General features: G+C 72.7%; 14 protein-coding genes. 4 read left to right on the forward strand and 10 right to left on the reverse strand.

Annotation, left to right across the window (positions count from 1 at the left end; translation table 11 throughout):
• Positions 1-44: 44 nt before the first annotated feature.
• The 5 genes from ACZ7OY_RS11210 to miaA all read right to left on the reverse strand — a co-directional run bounded on the left by ACZ7OY_RS11210 (position 45) and on the right by miaA (position 6,687).
• The gene (locus tag ACZ7OY_RS11210; RefSeq protein ID WP_471911131.1) at positions 45-1,571 is read right to left on the reverse strand and encodes a M1 family metallopeptidase; all 1,527 of its coding nucleotides are present in this window, start codon (positions 1,569-1,571) and stop codon (positions 45-47) included.
• Between the two features lie 130 nt (positions 1,572-1,701).
• Positions 1,702-3,876, reverse strand: coding sequence for a RelA/SpoT family protein (locus tag ACZ7OY_RS11215; protein WP_471911132.1), 2,175 nt, complete (start codon positions 3,874-3,876; stop codon positions 1,702-1,704).
• A gap of 297 nt (positions 3,877-4,173) precedes the next feature.
• Positions 4,174-5,067, reverse strand: coding sequence for a diaminopimelate epimerase (dapF, locus tag ACZ7OY_RS11220; RefSeq protein ID WP_471911133.1), 894 nt, complete (start codon positions 5,065-5,067; stop codon positions 4,174-4,176).
• A 69-nt stretch (positions 5,068-5,136) separates the two neighbouring features.
• Positions 5,137-5,640: a hypothetical protein gene (locus ACZ7OY_RS11225; RefSeq protein WP_351612215.1), complete on the reverse strand. Its 504-nt coding sequence runs from the start codon at positions 5,638-5,640 to the stop codon at positions 5,137-5,139.
• A gap of 108 nt (positions 5,641-5,748) precedes the next feature.
• Positions 5,749-6,687 carry a tRNA (adenosine(37)-N6)-dimethylallyltransferase MiaA gene (gene miaA / locus ACZ7OY_RS11230; protein ID WP_471911134.1) on the reverse strand — a complete coding sequence of 313 codons (939 nt, stop codon included), beginning with the start codon at positions 6,685-6,687 and terminating at the stop codon, positions 5,749-5,751.
• Between the two features lie 182 nt (positions 6,688-6,869).
• On the opposite strand from miaA, the gene ACZ7OY_RS11235 reads away from it, so the two are divergent.
• Entirely contained in the window at positions 6,870-7,262 is a 393-nt protein-coding gene (locus ACZ7OY_RS11235; RefSeq protein WP_471911135.1) for a hypothetical protein, read from the forward strand.
• A gap of 25 nt (positions 7,263-7,287) precedes the next feature.
• Complete coding sequence (locus ACZ7OY_RS11240; RefSeq protein WP_471911136.1) at positions 7,288-7,560, forward strand: antitoxin; 273 nt, start codon at positions 7,288-7,290, stop codon at positions 7,558-7,560.
• A 95-nt stretch (positions 7,561-7,655) separates the two neighbouring features.
• On the opposite strand, the gene ACZ7OY_RS11245 is transcribed toward ACZ7OY_RS11240, so the two are convergent.
• From ACZ7OY_RS11245 to ACZ7OY_RS11260, 4 genes are all read right to left on the reverse strand, one after another.
• Positions 7,656-8,369, reverse strand: a complete 714-nt coding sequence (locus ACZ7OY_RS11245; RefSeq protein WP_471911137.1) for a class III extradiol dioxygenase subunit B-like domain-containing protein — start codon at positions 8,367-8,369, stop codon at positions 7,656-7,658.
• 157 nt (positions 8,370-8,526) lie between these two features.
• The gene (miaB, locus tag ACZ7OY_RS11250; protein ID WP_471911138.1) at positions 8,527-10,059 is read right to left on the reverse strand and encodes a tRNA (N6-isopentenyl adenosine(37)-C2)-methylthiotransferase MiaB; all 1,533 of its coding nucleotides are present in this window, start codon (positions 10,057-10,059) and stop codon (positions 8,527-8,529) included.
• A 100-nt stretch (positions 10,060-10,159) separates the two neighbouring features.
• A complete protein-coding gene (locus ACZ7OY_RS11255) occupies positions 10,160-10,864 on the reverse strand; it encodes a response regulator (RefSeq protein WP_471911139.1) in 705 nt (234 codons plus the stop codon).
• The gene (locus ACZ7OY_RS11260) at positions 10,861-11,793 is read right to left on the reverse strand and encodes a HAMP domain-containing sensor histidine kinase (RefSeq protein ID WP_471911216.1); all 933 of its coding nucleotides are present in this window, start codon (positions 11,791-11,793) and stop codon (positions 10,861-10,863) included. The genes ACZ7OY_RS11255 and ACZ7OY_RS11260 overlap by 4 nt, the downstream gene beginning before the upstream one ends.
• A 280-nt stretch (positions 11,794-12,073) precedes the next feature.
• Between ACZ7OY_RS11260 and ACZ7OY_RS11265 the strand changes: the two genes are divergently transcribed.
• Together ACZ7OY_RS11265 and ACZ7OY_RS11270 are read left to right on the forward strand one after the other, a co-directional pair.
• Positions 12,074-12,559 (forward strand): cation:proton antiporter regulatory subunit, encoded by a 486-nt coding sequence (locus ACZ7OY_RS11265; RefSeq protein WP_471911140.1) that lies wholly within the window; start codon positions 12,074-12,076, stop codon positions 12,557-12,559.
• A 2-nt stretch (positions 12,560-12,561) separates the two neighbouring features.
• The gene (locus ACZ7OY_RS11270; protein WP_471911141.1) at positions 12,562-13,812 is read left to right on the forward strand and encodes a cation:proton antiporter; all 1,251 of its coding nucleotides are present in this window, start codon (positions 12,562-12,564) and stop codon (positions 13,810-13,812) included.
• A 143-nt stretch (positions 13,813-13,955) separates the two neighbouring features.
• On the opposite strand, the gene ACZ7OY_RS11275 is transcribed toward ACZ7OY_RS11270, so the two are convergent.
• Positions 13,956-14,363 carry a pyrophosphohydrolase domain-containing protein gene (locus ACZ7OY_RS11275; protein ID WP_471911142.1) on the reverse strand — a complete coding sequence of 136 codons (408 nt, stop codon included), beginning with the start codon at positions 14,361-14,363 and terminating at the stop codon, positions 13,956-13,958.
• Positions 14,364-14,395: the final 32 nt, after the last annotated feature.

Consider the following 14,395-nt stretch of genomic DNA (forward strand, 5'->3'; position numbering starts at 1 on the left):
GGCCCGACGATGGTCGCACGGCACCAGCCGTGCCGTCATCCGTGTTATCGCGCGCCGTGCCGCCCGGTGGGAGCGGGGGCCGGCGCGGTGGCCGGCGCGGTGGACTTCCAGTCCGGGTGGCCCGGCATCGGCGGGGTCTTCTTCCCGTAGAGCCACGCCTTGAAGAACCCGCTCAGGTCACGTCCCGCGACGTTCGAGGCGAGGTGTACGAATTCGGCGGTGGTGACGTTGCGGTCCCGGTGGTTCTGCGCCCAGATCCGTTCCAGGCGCTCGAAGCGCTCGCGGCCGATCTTCTGGCGCAGGGCGTAGAGGGCGAGGGCGGCGCCGTCGTAGATGCTGGGCCGGAAGATACCGATCTTCTGGCCGGGGTCGGGCCGCTTGGGGGCCGCGGGCGGCCCGCCGACCGCCCGCCAGCGGTCGGAGGCTGCGTAGGCCGCCTTCATCCGCGCCTCCATCGGCTTGTGCGCCTTCTCCTGCGCGTAGAGGGACTCGTACCAGGTGGCGTGTCCTTCGTTGAGCCACACGTCGGACCAGGTGCGAGGGGTGAGGCTGTCGCCGAACCACTGGTGGGACAGCTCGTGCACCATGACCGACTCGACGTACCACTTGGGGTAGGCGGGATCGGTGAAGACGTTCCGTTCGAAGAGGGAGAGGGTCTGTGTCTCCAGTTCGAAGCCGGTGGAGGCCTGGGCCATGAGCAGGCCGTAGGTCTCGAAGGGGTAGGGCCCGACCTTGCTCTCCATCCAGGCGATCTGGTCGGGTGTCTTCTTGAGCCACGGTTCGAGCACGGCCCGGTCCTTGGTGGGCACGACGTCCCGGACGGGCAGTCCGTGCGGCCCGCGGCGGTGCAGGACGCTGGAGCGGCCGATGGACACCTGGGCGAGTTCGGTCGCCATGGGGTGCTGGGTGCGGTAGGTCCAGGTGGTCGCCCCGCCCACCCGGTCGACCTCGGTGGGGATCCCGTTGGCGACGGCGGTGTAGGCGTTGGGCGCGGTGACCCGGATGGTGAACATCGCCTTGTCGGACGGATGGTCGTTGGACGGGAACACCCGGTGGGCGGCGTCCGCCTGGTTGGCCATGGCGAGTCCGTCCGCGGTCCGCACCCAGCCGCCGTCCTTGCCCTTGACGGCCCGGGGATCACTGGTGTGCCGCACGGTGATGCGCATCCAACTGCCCGCGGGCAGCGGTGTCTCGGGAGTGATCACCAGGTCGTCGCCGGCGGTGGCGAAGGAGGCGGGCAGGCCGTCGACCTCGACCGACCGGACCGTGCCGTGGGCGAAGTCGAGGTTGACGCGGTCCAGCGAGGCGGTCGTCCAGGCGTCGATGGTCGTGACGGCCTGGAGGGGCTTGTCGTTGCGGCCGGGATAGGTGAAGGAGAGGTCGTACGACGCCACGTCGTAGCCGGGGTTGCCCAGGTACGGGAAGAGGCGGTCGCCGACGCCGAGCGGGGCCGGCGGGGCGCTCGCGGCGACGAGGCAGACGGAGACGGCCGAGGCGAGCAGTGCTGCCGTCAGCCGTCGGGGGGCCCGGGTACGCGGCCGGGAAGCCCGGATGCGGAGGGTGTGCGACATGCACCACGGCTACCAGCGCATGCATGCACGATGGTGACGGCGCGCGTCGAACCCACCCGAACGGGTAATTCAGAGGCATTCGGGCTGTGGTGGGGCGCCACGAGGTGCGGTGCGGCGCGGCCGAGTGTATTCAGATCGCCGGCGCGTGATGCTGCGCGCGGCTCACGTCGAACACGCCGGGCACATTGCGCATCGCCCGCATGAGGGCGGGCAGGTGGGCCGCGTCGGCGAGTTGCAGGGTGTAGGTGTGGCGTACGCGCTGCTGGCTCGGGGGCTCCACGGTCGCGGAGACGATCTCGGCGCCTTCCTGGGCGATGGCCTCGGTGAGGTCGGCCAGGAGGTGGGGGCGGCCGAACGATTCAGCGACCAGGGTGACCCGGCACGCGGTGGTGTCCCCCCAGCGCACGCCCATCTCGGGGCGCCCCGCGTCCTTCATGCGTGTCGCCCCGGCGCACTCCACGCGGTGCACGGTCACCACTCCCCCGCGTACGGCGAAGCCGGTGATCTCGTCGGGCGGTACGGGCGTACAGCAGCCGGCGAGTCGTACGGTGGCGCCGGGCAGGTCGACCACGGCACTCGCGGCGGGGCGGGATGCGCCCCCGGCGGCGACGGGTCCGCCGGACGCGCCCGGTGCGGTTCGCGCGCTCCCGGCGTCGGCCTCGTCGCGGAGCTCCGTGTCGTCCTCCTCGCTCACCGGGTGTGCGGCGAGCCATCGCTGGATGGCGATCCGGGCGGCGGGCGTGTGCGCGTGCTCCAGCCACTTCCTGGAGGGCTCGGAGGCCGGGTCCTGGCCCATGAGCAGCTGGACGGTGTCACCGTCCTTGAGGACCGTGCTCAGCGTCGCCAGCCGGCCGTTGACGCGGGCGCCGATGCACGCGTGCGCGTCCTCGCCGTACTGCGCGTACGCGGCGTCGACGCAGCTGGCTCCCTCGGGCAGGCCGAGCGCACCGCCGTCGGGCCGGAAGACGGTGATCTCGCGGTCCTGGGCGAGGTCCTCGCGCAGGGTGGACCAGAAGGTGTCGGGGTCGGGCGCGGCCTCCTGCCAGTCCAGCAGACGGGAGAGCCAGCCGGGCCGGGTGGGGTCGACGCGCTCGCCGTCGCTCACGGCCTGCTCCTCCGCGGGCGGGGCGTACGGATTGCCGAGGGCGACGACTCCGGCCTCGGCGACCTTGTGCATCTGGTGGGTACGGATGAGGACTTCGACGACCTGGCCGTCCCCGCGGGCCACGGCGGTGTGCAGTGACTGGTACAGGTTGAACTTGGGGACGGCGATGAAGTCCTTGAACTCCGAGACGACCGGGGTCATGCAGGTGTGCAGTTCGCCGAGCACGGCGTAGCAGTCGGCGTCCTCGTTGACGAGGACCAGCAGCCGGCCGAAGTCCGCGCCGCGCAGCCGGCCGCGCTTGCGGGCGACTCGGTGCACGGAGACGAAGTGCCGTGGCCGGATGAGGACTTCGGCCTGGATGTCCGCCTCGCGCAGGACCCCGCGTACCTCGTCGGCGATCTCGGCCAGCGGGGCGTCGGGGCGGGCCGCGTCCTCGCTGATCAGTTCGCGGGTGTGGCGGTACTCCTCGGGGTGGAGGATCGCGAAGACGAGGTCCTCCAGTTCGGTCTTGAGCGCCTGGACGCCGAGCCGCTCGGCGAGCGGGATGAGGACGTCCCGGGTGACCTTGGCGATGCGGGCCTGTTTCTCGGGGCGCATGACGCCGAGGGTGCGCATGTTGTGCAGCCGGTCGGCGAGTTTGATCGACATCACGCGGACGTCGCTGCCGGTGGCGACGAGCATCTTGCGGAAGGTCTCGGGTTCGGCGGCGGCGCCGTAGTCGACCTTCTCCAGCTTCGTGACGCCGTCGACGAGGTAGCGCACCTCCTCACCGAACTCGTCCCGCACCTGGTCGAGCGTGACATCGGTGTCCTCGACGGTGTCGTGCAGCAACGAGGCCGTCAACGTCGTGGTCTCGGCGCCGAGTTCGGCGAGGATGAGGGTCACGGCGAGCGGGTGGGTGATGTACGGCTCACCGCTCTTGCGCATCTGGCCGCGGTGCGAGGACTCGGCGAGCACGTAGGCGCGGCGCAGTGGTTCCAGGTCGGCGTCGGGATGGTGGGCGCGGTGCGCCTCGGCGACATGGCTGATCGCGTCGGGTAGCCGGTCGCGGGAGGCGGGGCCGAGCAGCGCGGCCCGGCCGAGGCGGCGCAGGTCGATCCGGGGGCGGGCCCTCCTGCGCGGCGCGACGGGCGCGGCGGGAACGGCGACGGTCGGCGTCACCGGGCCTGGGGTCGCGGGGTTCGTGGCCTCCGCACTCATGGGCACCTCCGGCTGCGTGGACCGGCGGACGGGTGCCCCATGGCGGGCACGGCTCGGGGGATGACGACGATCCCCCGTCCGAACCGGTGCTTGATGCTACCGAGCCCACCACGTGCGGCCGACCGTCTCTCGCCGAGCGTGAAACGGATCACCCATTCGAGCGATGAATGCGAGGTTTACGCTTTCACGCCAAGCGAGTTGAGATCGGCCGTGCTTTCGTACGCACGTCTGTCGCTCAGGTGGACACATCGCGCGCGCGACGGGTTCCGTGACTGGGATGCCAAGCCTGCCACCTGCTCAGCTGACCGCGTTTTCCAGCCACTCCGCGTCGATCTCGCCCTCGGCGACGAGCACCGCGGGACCGGTCATCTCGATCTCTCCGTCGGGCCGCTCGGTGATCAGCAGCCGTCCGCCGGGCACGTCGACGGTGTACGTCGCCGGAGTTCCGGTCACGGCCGGGTCGGCGCCGTCCCTGCGCGCGGCCGCCACGGCGACGGCGCACGCGCCCGTGCCGCACGAGCGGGTCTCGCCGACACCGCGCTCGTGGACGCGCATCGCCACGTGGCCCGGGCCGCGGTCGGCCACGAACTCGACGTTCACCCCGTGCGGGTAGGCGGAAGCGGGGTGGAACGGCGGCGGGGCGTACAGGTCACCGGCGTGCGCAAGGTCGTCGACGAAGGCGACCGCGTGCGGGTTGCCCATGTTCACGTTCCGCGCGGGCCAGCTGCGCTCGCCGACGGTCACGGTGACGTCCCCGTCGGGGAGGACCGCCTTGCCCATGCCGACGGTGATGTCGCCCGCGGCCGGACCGCCGTCGGCCGCCGCCTTGGCGATGTGCACCGTCTTCACGCCCCCGCGCGTGGCCACCGCGAGGTCGCCCTCGGTGACCAGGCCGGCGTGCTGGAGGTACCGGGCGAACACCCGAACGCCGTTGCCGCACATCTCGACGGTCGAGCCGTCGCCGTTGCGGTAGTCCATGAACCACTCCGCCCGGTCCGCCAGCGCCCTGGCCTCAGGGTGCGCGGCGGAGCGCACCACGTGCAGCAGGCCGTCGCCGCCGATGCCCGCGCGGCGGTCGCACAGGGCGGCCACGGCGGCCGCGGGCAGGTCGATCACGTTGTCGGGGTCCGGAACGATCACGAAGTCGTTCTCGGTGCCGTGACCCTTGAGGAAGGCGATCCGCGAGCTCATCCCTCGATCGTACGGGGTGGGCGTGACACTCCGACGGCGGCGGCAGGGCCGCCCGACGGGGACAGCGGGTCAGCGCAGCCGGGCGACGCGCCAGACGGCGAGGGCCACGACCGCGGCGACCAGCACCACGTACATGAGCACCATCCGCCAGTCGGGCCGGCGTCCGGAGCCCCGGGCGGGCAGTCCGGGCCAGGTGTGTCCGACCCGGAGCGCGGCCATCATGCCCCAGCCGGCCGCGCAGGAGCAGATCAGCAGGCCGAGCATGGCGATCACCGCGCCGCTGTCGCCGAAGTCGAAGGCCAGCGGGAAGGCGAACATCAGGGAGCCGGTCGCGGCCAGGGCCACGATGGGCGCGAGCTGCCAGATACGCAGCCGTCGCTGCGGACGCAGCTCGACCTCGACCTCGGGCCCGCTCGCGAACATCTCCTCGGGCTCGGGACCGTCGGCGGTCACACCGCCCTGGATCTCGTCGGGGCCGTCGGGACTCAGCCGATCCACATCCTGCTCCGCATCACCACGGTCGATGATGACGGGCTCGGTGTCTCGTGCGGTGTCGCGAGGGCCGGCCTCCATCGCCACGCGCCCTCCCAACTCGGACTCCACTTGGTCGATCGAAGCTCGATGATGGCATGACGCAACAGGCCTGGATGACGGCCTGGGCGTCCCGATGCCATCACGTGATCAGGCTGTAACCGGTCGTTCGACCAACGCCATCGCAAGCCGGGGAAGTTCTGTGAGATCCGCCGCAGCCCCACTCAACCAGTGCACCCGCGGATCGCGCCTGAACCATGAATCCTGACGGCGCGCGAAGCGTTTGGTGGCACGGACGGTCTCCGTACGCGCCTCGTCGTGCGTGCACTCCCCCGCGAGCGCGGCGAGCACCTGCTGGTAGCCGAGCGCACGTGACGCCGTACGCCCCTCGCGCAGGCCGCGCGCCTCCAGCGCGCGGACCTCGTCCACGAGCCCCGCCTCCCACATCCGGTCGACCCGGCGCGCGATGCGCTCGTCGAGCTCCGGACGGGCCACGTCGACGCCGATCTGCACGGTGTCGTAGACGGAGTCGTGACCGGGGAGGTTGGCGGTGAAGGGCTGGCCGGTGATCTCGATCACCTCCAGCGCCCGCACGATACGGCGCCCGTTGCCGGGCAGGATCGCCTGGGCCGCCTCGGGATCGGCGGCGGCCAGCCGGGCGTGCAGCGCGCCGGAGCCGCGCAGGGTCAGCTCCTCCTCCAGGCGGGCCCTGACCACGGGGTCGGTGCCGGGGAACTCCAGGTTGTCGACGGCACCGCGCACGTACAGGCCGGAGCCGCCGACCAGGACCGGCCAGCGCCCCTCGGCGAGCAGCGCGTCGATCCGCTCCCGGGCGAGCCGCTGGTACTCGGCGACCGAGGCCGTGACGGTCACGTCCCAGACATCGAGGAGGTGGTGGGGGACGCCGCCGCGCTCCTGCCGCGTCAGCTTGGCGGTACCGATGTCCATCCCCTCGTACAGCTGCATGGAGTCGGCGTTGACGACCTCGCCGCCGAGCTGCTGGGCCAGGAAGACGCCCAGATCGGACTTTCCGGCCGCGGTCGGTCCGACGACGGCGATGACTCGGGGGGCGAGGGGTGCGCTGCTCACCGCACCAGTCTCGCAAACCTCACGGCCTGCCCTCGAACGAGTTACGTGACGGCATCCGTTCGGCGTCGTTGCCCGTTGCGGGACTCCGGCCACCGGTTCCGGGCGGCGCCAACCCGGACGGCGCGATCGGACGTGCCGGGCGACGCGGCGTTTCGTCCGCGCGAGTAACGTATGGAGTGAATATGGGTGTTTTTGCCCGTCTTCTTCGGAGGTCGAAAGCCACGGAGGAGGCCCTGACGGAGGTCGCGGAGGAGGCCCTGACGGAGGTCGCGGCAGAGGTCACGGCGACGACCGCGGAGGCGGGCCGGGCCACCGAGGAGACCGGCAGGGAGCCGGCGGCCGCCGAGGAGCCGGCCGAGGCGGCCGCGACCGGTCCCGAGGTGGCGCCGCCCGTCGGAACCGCGGGGCCGAAGGGGCCGAGGACCGCCGTCGGGGCCGTGCAGGACGTCGTCGACGCGGAGACGAACGGGGACGAAGGCGTCGCCGACGCCGGTGCCGACCCCGTCGAGATCCCGCAGCAGCCGTCCGGCGAGGATGCGGCCGACCGTGCGGCGGGCGAGGGCGCCCGTAGGTAACCGCGCCGCGAGGGAAGGTGACCCCATGGGTCTGAAGGACAGTTTGATGGGCAAGATCGCCCCGGCGAAGGACAAGGTCTCCGACCTCGCGCACCAGCACGGGGGCAAGATCACGCACGGTCTGGACAAGGCCGCGAAGGTGGTCGACGAGAAGACCAAGGGCAAGTACAGCGACAAGATCCAGACGGGCACGGGCAAGGCCAAGGGCGCCATGGACCGGCTCGCGCACAAGAAGGAGCCGGAGGCGGGCGGCAGCAGCACCGCCACCCCGCCGGGGCCCCCTCCCCCGACCTCCTGAGGCAGAACGGCACGACGATCGGCGGACGGCCGCGACGCAGCGCGCTCGCGGCCGTCCGCCGCACGAGGGGGCCCGGCCCGGCGGCCGTCAGCGCTCTACGACCACGCGGCGACCATGTATCCCACCCCGTACGGCGCGTCCTCGTACAGCAGCGCGCCGGAGAGTCTCGCGTCCTCGGCGGCGCCGGCCAGGACCTGCCAGGGAGCCCGGCCCGAAGCCTTGAGCTCGTACGCCAGGTCGGCGTCCAGCGCCTTGACGGCGGCGACGTCCGCCGCCCCCAGGGCACGCGCGGCCGCCGCGTCGAACGGCTCCGCCCGTGCGTCCAGATAGCCCGGTGCCTTCACCGTCCGGCATGCGCTGCCGTCGCCCATCACGAGCAGCGCGAGCCGCTCCCCGTCGGCGACGAGGTTCCGGCCCGCCTCGACGCACCGCTCGGCCGCCAGCGGCTCCCCGACGCCGAGTCCCTCGATCGGGGCGTCCGACCAGCCGGTCCGCTCCAGCAGCCACGCGGCCACGGCGAGGGAGGGCGGCAGCGGGCGCTCGCCGGGCGTTCCCAGGTCGCGGCCCAGCGTCACGCCGAGATCCACCCCGAAGCCGCGGAACGAGCCCCGCGCGCCCTCCGGGTAGGGGCCGCGCGCGGCCTGTTCGGCGGGTCCGACGACCACGAGCCGGTCCGGCCGGGCGGCGGCGAGCAGTCCCAGCGCGTCCACGCAGGCGGCACGGGCGGCGTCCAGTTCGGGCGCGGCGCCCGCGGCGACCTCGGGTACGAGCAGGGGCGGGGCAGGGCAGACTGCGGCGGCGACGAGCATGATCCGCAGGGTAGCCGAGCGCTCACAGGACCCGGCCGCACCGTTCCGCGCCCGCTGCTTCCCGGCCGCCCCGCCTTCGCACCTGCCCGCCCTGCCTTCGCACGGTCGGCCGGCCTTCGCGCACGGCCGGCCGTGCGCGAGCTGAACCCTCCTACGGTCAGTCGCAGCCGCAGCCGCTGCCCGTGGCCACCGGAAGCGGCGCCGGCGCGCCGATCTTCGGCAGTCCGAGCATGACGCCGGCCGACGGAGCCGCGGCTTTCTCGACGTTGCGCTTCTCCCAGGCGTCGCCCGCGCGCGTGCGCCGCACGTCGAGCGTCGGCCCCTCGGCGAGGAGGTGGTGCGGGGCCGCGTACGTGATCTCGACCGTGACCACGTCACCGGGGCGGACCTCCCGGTCCGGCTTGGTGAAGTGGACCAGGCGGTTGTCGGGGGCGCGGCCGGACAGACGGTGGGTGGCACCGTCCTTGCGGCCCTCGCCCTCGGCGACCATCAGTTCGAGGGTGCGGCCGACCTGCTTCTTGTTCTCCTCCCAGGAGATCTCCTCCTGGAGCGCGACGAGACGCTCGTAGCGGGCCTGGACGACCTCCTTGGGGATCTGGTCGTCCATGGTGGCGGCCGGGGTGCCCGGACGCTTGGAGTACTGGAAGGTGAACGCCTGCGCGAACCGCGCCTCGCGCACCACGTGCATCGTCTGCTCGAAGTCCTCCTCGGTCTCGCCGGGGAAGCCCACGATGATGTCGGTGGTGATCGCGGCGTGCGGGATGGCGGCACGGACCTTCTCGATGATGCCGAGGTAACGGTCCTGCCGGTACGAGCGGCGCATCGCCTTCAGCACCGGGTCCGAGCCGGACTGGAGCGGCATGTGCAGCTGCGGCATCACGTTCGGGGTCTCGGCCATGGCGGCGATGACGTCGTCGGTGAAGTCACGCGGGTGCGGGGAGGTGAAGCGGACGCGCTCCAGGCCCTCGATGCTCCCGCAGGCCCGCAGCAGCTTGCTGAAGGCCTCGCGGTCGCCGATGTCCGAGCCGTACGCGTTGACGTTCTGGCCGAGCAGGGTGATCTCGCTGACGCCCTCGCCGACCAGGGCCTCGATCTCGGCGAGGATGTCGCCGGTGCGACGGTCCTTCTCCTTGCCGCGCAGCGCCGGGACGATGCAGAAGGTGCAGGTGTTGTTGCAGCCGACGGAGATCGACACCCAGGCCGCGTAGGCGCTCTCGCGCCGGGTCGGCAGCGTGGAGGGGAAGGCCTCCAGCGACTCGGCGATCTCGACCTGCGCCTCCTCCTGCACGCGGGCGCGCTCCAGCAGGACGGGCAGCTTGCCGATGTTGTGCGTGCCGAAGACGACGTCCACCCAGGGCGCCTTCTTCACGATGGTGTCGCGGTCCTTCTGCGCGAGACAGCCGCCGACGGCGATCTGCATGCCGGGGCGCTTCGTCTTCATCGGCGCGAGGCGGCCGAGGTTGCCGTAGAGCCGGTTGTCGGCGTTCTCGCGGACGGCGCAGGTGTTGAAGACGACGACGTCCGCGTCACCGTCCGAGCCCTCGGGGGCGCGCACGTACCCGGCGTCTTCGAGCAGCCCGGACAACCGCTCGGAGTCGTGGACGTTCATCTGGCACCCGTAGGTGCGGATCTCGTAACTCTTGGTTCCTTCGACGTCCACTGCGAGGCTCCGGTCGCTGCTGCTGGTCATGCCTCCAGGGTAGGCGGTGCCGACGGCGGCCCCGCCCGGGTGTTCCCGGGGCAGCCGCCCCCGGAGGCAGCGTGTGGGCCAGGGAAGCCCCACGGGCCGGTCACGGGTCGATGAGGCCCGCCCGGATCGCGTACCGGGTGAGCTCCAGCCGGTCGCGCATCCCCAGCTTGTGCAGCAGGTTGGCCCGATGGCGCTCGACGGTCTTCGCGCTGATGAACAGCAGTTCACCGATCTCCTTCGACGTGTGCCCCTCGGCGACGAGCTTGAGGATCTCCTCCTCCCGGTCGGTGACGACCCGCTCGGGCAGGCCGTCGCCGCGGTGCAGCCGCTCCAGGTAGGAGCGGACGAGGGCCCGCTCCGCGCCCGGGTAGACGAACGGTTCGTCGCGTACGGCCGCCCGGCAGGCCTCGACCAGGTCACGGTCGGCCACGGACTTCAGGACGTAGCCGACGGCACCGGCCCTGAGCGTCTCGAAGAAGTACTCCTCGTTGTCGTACATCGTCAGGATCAGGATGCGCAGGCCGGGCAGCCTGCGGGAGAGCTCGCGGGCAGCCTGGAGCCCGGTCATCCGGGGCATCGCGATGTCGAGGACGGCCAGGTCGATGTCGCCTGCGCGGGCGCGGGCCACCGCCTCGGCGCCGTCGCCCGCCTCGGCGACCACCGTGAGGTCCGGTTCGCTCTCCAGAATGAGGCGCACGCCACGTCGTACGAGCGTGTGGTCGTCGGCGAGCAGCACCCGGATCGGAGCGCCGGGCCGCGTCGGAGGAGTCGGAGGGGTGGGGGGCGTCGGGGCGTGGCGGCTCATCGGGGGACCCGCAGACGTATGTCGGTGCCGCGCCCGGGCGCGGGTGTCAGGGACAGCGTCGCGCCGATCAGCAGGGCCCTCTCGCGCATCCCGCGGATCCCGGCGCCCTCCCGTCCTTCCACCAGGCCCGTGCCGTTGTCCCGTACGAGGAGTTCGACGCCGTCCGTGACGGGGTGCAGCCGGATCTCGGCCTGGTCGGCACCGGAGTGCCGGACGGTGTTGGTGAGGCCTTCCTGGGCGACCCGGTAGAGCACGAGCTCCGACTCCTCGGTCAGCGGGGGCAGCTCGCCGGCGACCCGATGGCTCACCGTCACCCCGGGCGTGGTGAACTCGGCGGCGAGCGCGCGCAGGGCACTGGCCAGGCCGAGTTCCTCCAGCACGCCGGGGCGCAGCCGGCGGGCGATGCGGCGGACCTCGTCGAGACCCGCCCGGGTCGCCTCCTGCGCCTGTCCCACCTCCGCGCGCAGTTCCTCGGGCACCCGGTCGGCGACCCGCTTGAGCTGGAGCAGGACCGCGGTCAGGGTCTGGCCGACCTCGTCGTGCAGCTCGCGGGCGACGCGCCGGCGCTCGCGCTCCTGCGCGGACAGCGCCCGCGCGGCGCTGGTGGCGCGCTCGCGCTCCAGCCGGTCGAGCATCGTGTTGTACGTGGTGATCAGCGCCGCGGTCTCGGCGGGACCGGCGACAGGGGCACGCGGTCCCGGACGCAGCAGGTCGGCGGTGGCCATCGCGTTGCCGAGCCGGCGCAGCGGGGCGAGCCCGATCCGCAGCACGGCGGCGTTGCCCACCAGGAGGGCCGCGAGCCCCACGGCGACGACCAGTGCCTCACGCGGCAGCACCGGGGTCGACACGGTGACCGGTCCCAGCAGCAGCGCGGCGGCCACGGCCAGGCCCGTGGCGTTGAGCGAGAAGATCCGCCAGAACAGCGACAAGGTCCGGTACCCGCCTCTCACCATGTCCGCCGACCCGCTCCCACCACCAGGGCCTACCAGCTTCTCCGCCCCGCGCCGTCCCCGTACATCCGTCATGACACCCATATCGCCACCGTACGGGCGAATGGCAGCATGGCGGCTCCGGGGTCCTGCGCACGATCCGTCCGCCGGGCGACCGGCGGGACCCGCGACGAGGTCCGTTTCCGTCGGCAGGACCCTCGACGAGGTCCGTTGCCGTCGGCAGGACGGTCGACAAGAACGATCAGCAAGGGGAAGAAACGTGTCTGCTCCACGCCTCCGGGCGACGCCGCTGCCGGGCATCGGGGTCCAGTACGACCTGGTGACGCGGGAACAGCGCCACCTGTCCGTGGTGGCACACCGCGACGGCACCCGCACGGTGAACATGTACCGGACGGACGACCCGGACTCCTGCGCCCACTCGCTGCGGCTGACCGGCGCGGAGGCGGGAACCCTGATCGACGCGCTGAAGCCGTCCCACCACAGCCCGAACCTGCTGTACACCACCGACCTGGGCCTGGTGGCCGAGCGCATCGAGATCGCGGCCGGCTCGTACTGGAACGGGCGCCTGCTGGGCGAGACCCGGATGCGGACCGAGACCGGCGCGTCGATCGTGGCGGTGCTGCGGCGCTCCGGGGCCACCCCGTCCCCAACGCCGGACTTCCGGCTGGCGGGCGGCGACACCCTCATCGTCATCGGCACCCGTGAGGGCGTCGACACGGCGGCGGCGATCCTCGGACGGGAGTGAGCGTGCACTCAGCGGTCCTGCTGATCGAGTTCGGTTCCATCATCCTCGCGCTCGGCCTGCTCGGCCGGGCGGCCGCCCGCTTCCGGATCTCGCCCATCCCGCTGTACCTGCTGGCCGGGCTCGCCTTCGGTGAGGGCGGGCTGCTGCCGCTCGGCGCGAGCGAGGAGTTCGTCGCCACCGGCGCCGAGATCGGCGTCATCCTGCTGCTGCTGATGCTCGGTCTGGAGTACTCGGCGAGCGATCTGGTCTCCAACCTCAAGGCCCACTACCCGTCCGGGCTGGTCGACTGCGCCCTCAACGCCCTGCCCGGCGCCGCGGCGGCCCTGCTGCTCGGCTGGGGCCCGGTGGCCGCGGTGGTGCTGGCGGGGGTCACCTGGATCTCGTCGTCCGGGGTGATCGCCAAGGTGCTCGGCGACCTCGGCCGGGTCGGCAACCGGGAGACGCCGGTGATCCTCAGTGTCCTGGTGCTGGAGGACCTGGCGATGGCGGTGTACCTGCCCATCGTCACCGCGCTGGTCGCCGGGGCGGGGCTGGCCGCCGGGAGCGTCACGCTGGCCGTCGCGCTGGGGGCCGCCGGGCTGGTGCTGTTCGTCGCGGTCCGCTACGGGCGGGTCGTCTCCCGCTTCGTCTCCAGCGACGACCCGGAGAAGCTGCTGCTCGTCGTGCTGGGCCTGACCATCCTGGTGGCGGGCGTGGCGCAGCAGCTCCAGGTGTCGGCGGCGGTCGGCGCGTTCCTGGTCGGCATCGCGCTGTCCGGGGAGGCCGCGGAGGGCGCGCACACGCTGCTGAGCCCGTTGCGCGACCTGTTCGCCGCCGTCTTCTTCGTCTTCTTCGGTCTGCACACGGATCCGGCGAGTATCCCTCCGGTCCTGCTGCCCGCCCTCGTCCTCGCCGTCGTCACCGCGGCGACGAAGATCGCCACCGGGTACTGGGCGTCGTGGCGCGCGGGCATCTCGGTCAAGGGGCGCTGGCGGGCGGGTGGAGCGCTGGTGGCCCGCGGCGAGTTCTCGATCGTCATCGCGGGCCTGGCGGTCACGGCCGGCATCGAGCCGTCCCTGGGGCCGCTGGCCACGGCGTACGTCCTTCTCCTCGTCGTCCTCGGCCCGCTCACCGCGCGCTACACGGATCCGCTCGCGACCTGGTGGAGCCGTCGCGGCGCGACCCGACGGCCGCCCCTGGACGAAGCGGCGCGCGCGGCGGAGGGCACGGCGGAGGAGGACGGCGCGCGGACCGGGACGACCGTGGGCGACTGAGCCCGGGCAGGACCGGGTGCGCGGGACCGACCCACGGGGACCGGCACCCCGGGGCCGACCCACGGGGACCGGATGCGCGGGGCCCGGCACCCCGGGACCGACACCCGGGGACGGGTGCACGGCTCCGGCCGGAGCGGAGCGTCTCAGACGGCGCCGTCGGGCAGCCATCCCTGGCGGCGCAGCACGCCCGACACGTCCGGTGCCTCGTAGTGGTCGCCCTTCAGGACCTTGCCGTCCGCGCGGCGGGCGACCTGGCCGTCGGGGCCCAGCTTGGTCATGTTGGAGCGATGGATCTCGGCGATCACCGCGTCGAGGTCGATCCCGTGGACGAGGGCCGTGCCGTACGCCACGTAGACGACGTCGGCCAGTTCGTGGGCGAGGCTGTCGAGCGGGCCCGCGACCGAGACCTCGGCCACCTCGGCGGCCTCCTCCGCGAGCAGCTCGCCCCGGTGTGCGGCGAGCTGCTCGGACACCTGGGTGGGGATGCTGCGGGCGTCCAGCCCGAAGGCGAGGTGGAACTCACGGACCAGATCGGCGGGCGAGGTGCTCATGCGCCCGACTGTACCGACCACCACCGACAGTC

Source organism: Streptomyces sp. NPDC107559, assembly GCF_055657365.1.

Bases quoted from the DNA above. Each gene is read 5' to 3' on its own strand.
- ACZ7OY_RS11210 (WP_471911131.1), bottom strand. From the start codon at position 1,571: ATGTCGCACACCCTCCGCATCCGGGCTTCCCGGCCGCGTACCCGGGCC.
- ACZ7OY_RS11215 (WP_471911132.1), bottom strand. From the start codon at position 3,876: ATGAGTGCGGAGGCCACGAACCCCGCGACCCCAGGCCCGGTGACGCCG.
- dapF (WP_471911133.1), bottom strand. From the start codon at position 5,067: ATGAGCTCGCGGATCGCCTTCCTCAAGGGTCACGGCACCGAGAACGAC.
- ACZ7OY_RS11225 (WP_351612215.1), bottom strand. From the start codon at position 5,640: ATGGAGGCCGGCCCTCGCGACACCGCACGAGACACCGAGCCCGTCATC.
- ACZ7OY_RS11235 (WP_471911135.1), top strand. From the start codon at position 6,870: ATGGGTGTTTTTGCCCGTCTTCTTCGGAGGTCGAAAGCCACGGAGGAG.
- ACZ7OY_RS11240 (WP_471911136.1), top strand. From the start codon at position 7,288: ATGGGTCTGAAGGACAGTTTGATGGGCAAGATCGCCCCGGCGAAGGAC.
- ACZ7OY_RS11245 (WP_471911137.1), bottom strand. From the start codon at position 8,369: ATGCTCGTCGCCGCCGCAGTCTGCCCTGCCCCGCCCCTGCTCGTACCC.
- miaB (WP_471911138.1), bottom strand. From the start codon at position 10,059: ATGACCAGCAGCAGCGACCGGAGCCTCGCAGTGGACGTCGAAGGAACC.
- ACZ7OY_RS11255 (WP_471911139.1), bottom strand. From the start codon at position 10,864: ATGAGCCGCCACGCCCCGACGCCCCCCACCCCTCCGACTCCTCCGACG.
- ACZ7OY_RS11275 (WP_471911142.1), bottom strand. From the start codon at position 14,363: ATGAGCACCTCGCCCGCCGATCTGGTCCGTGAGTTCCACCTCGCCTTC.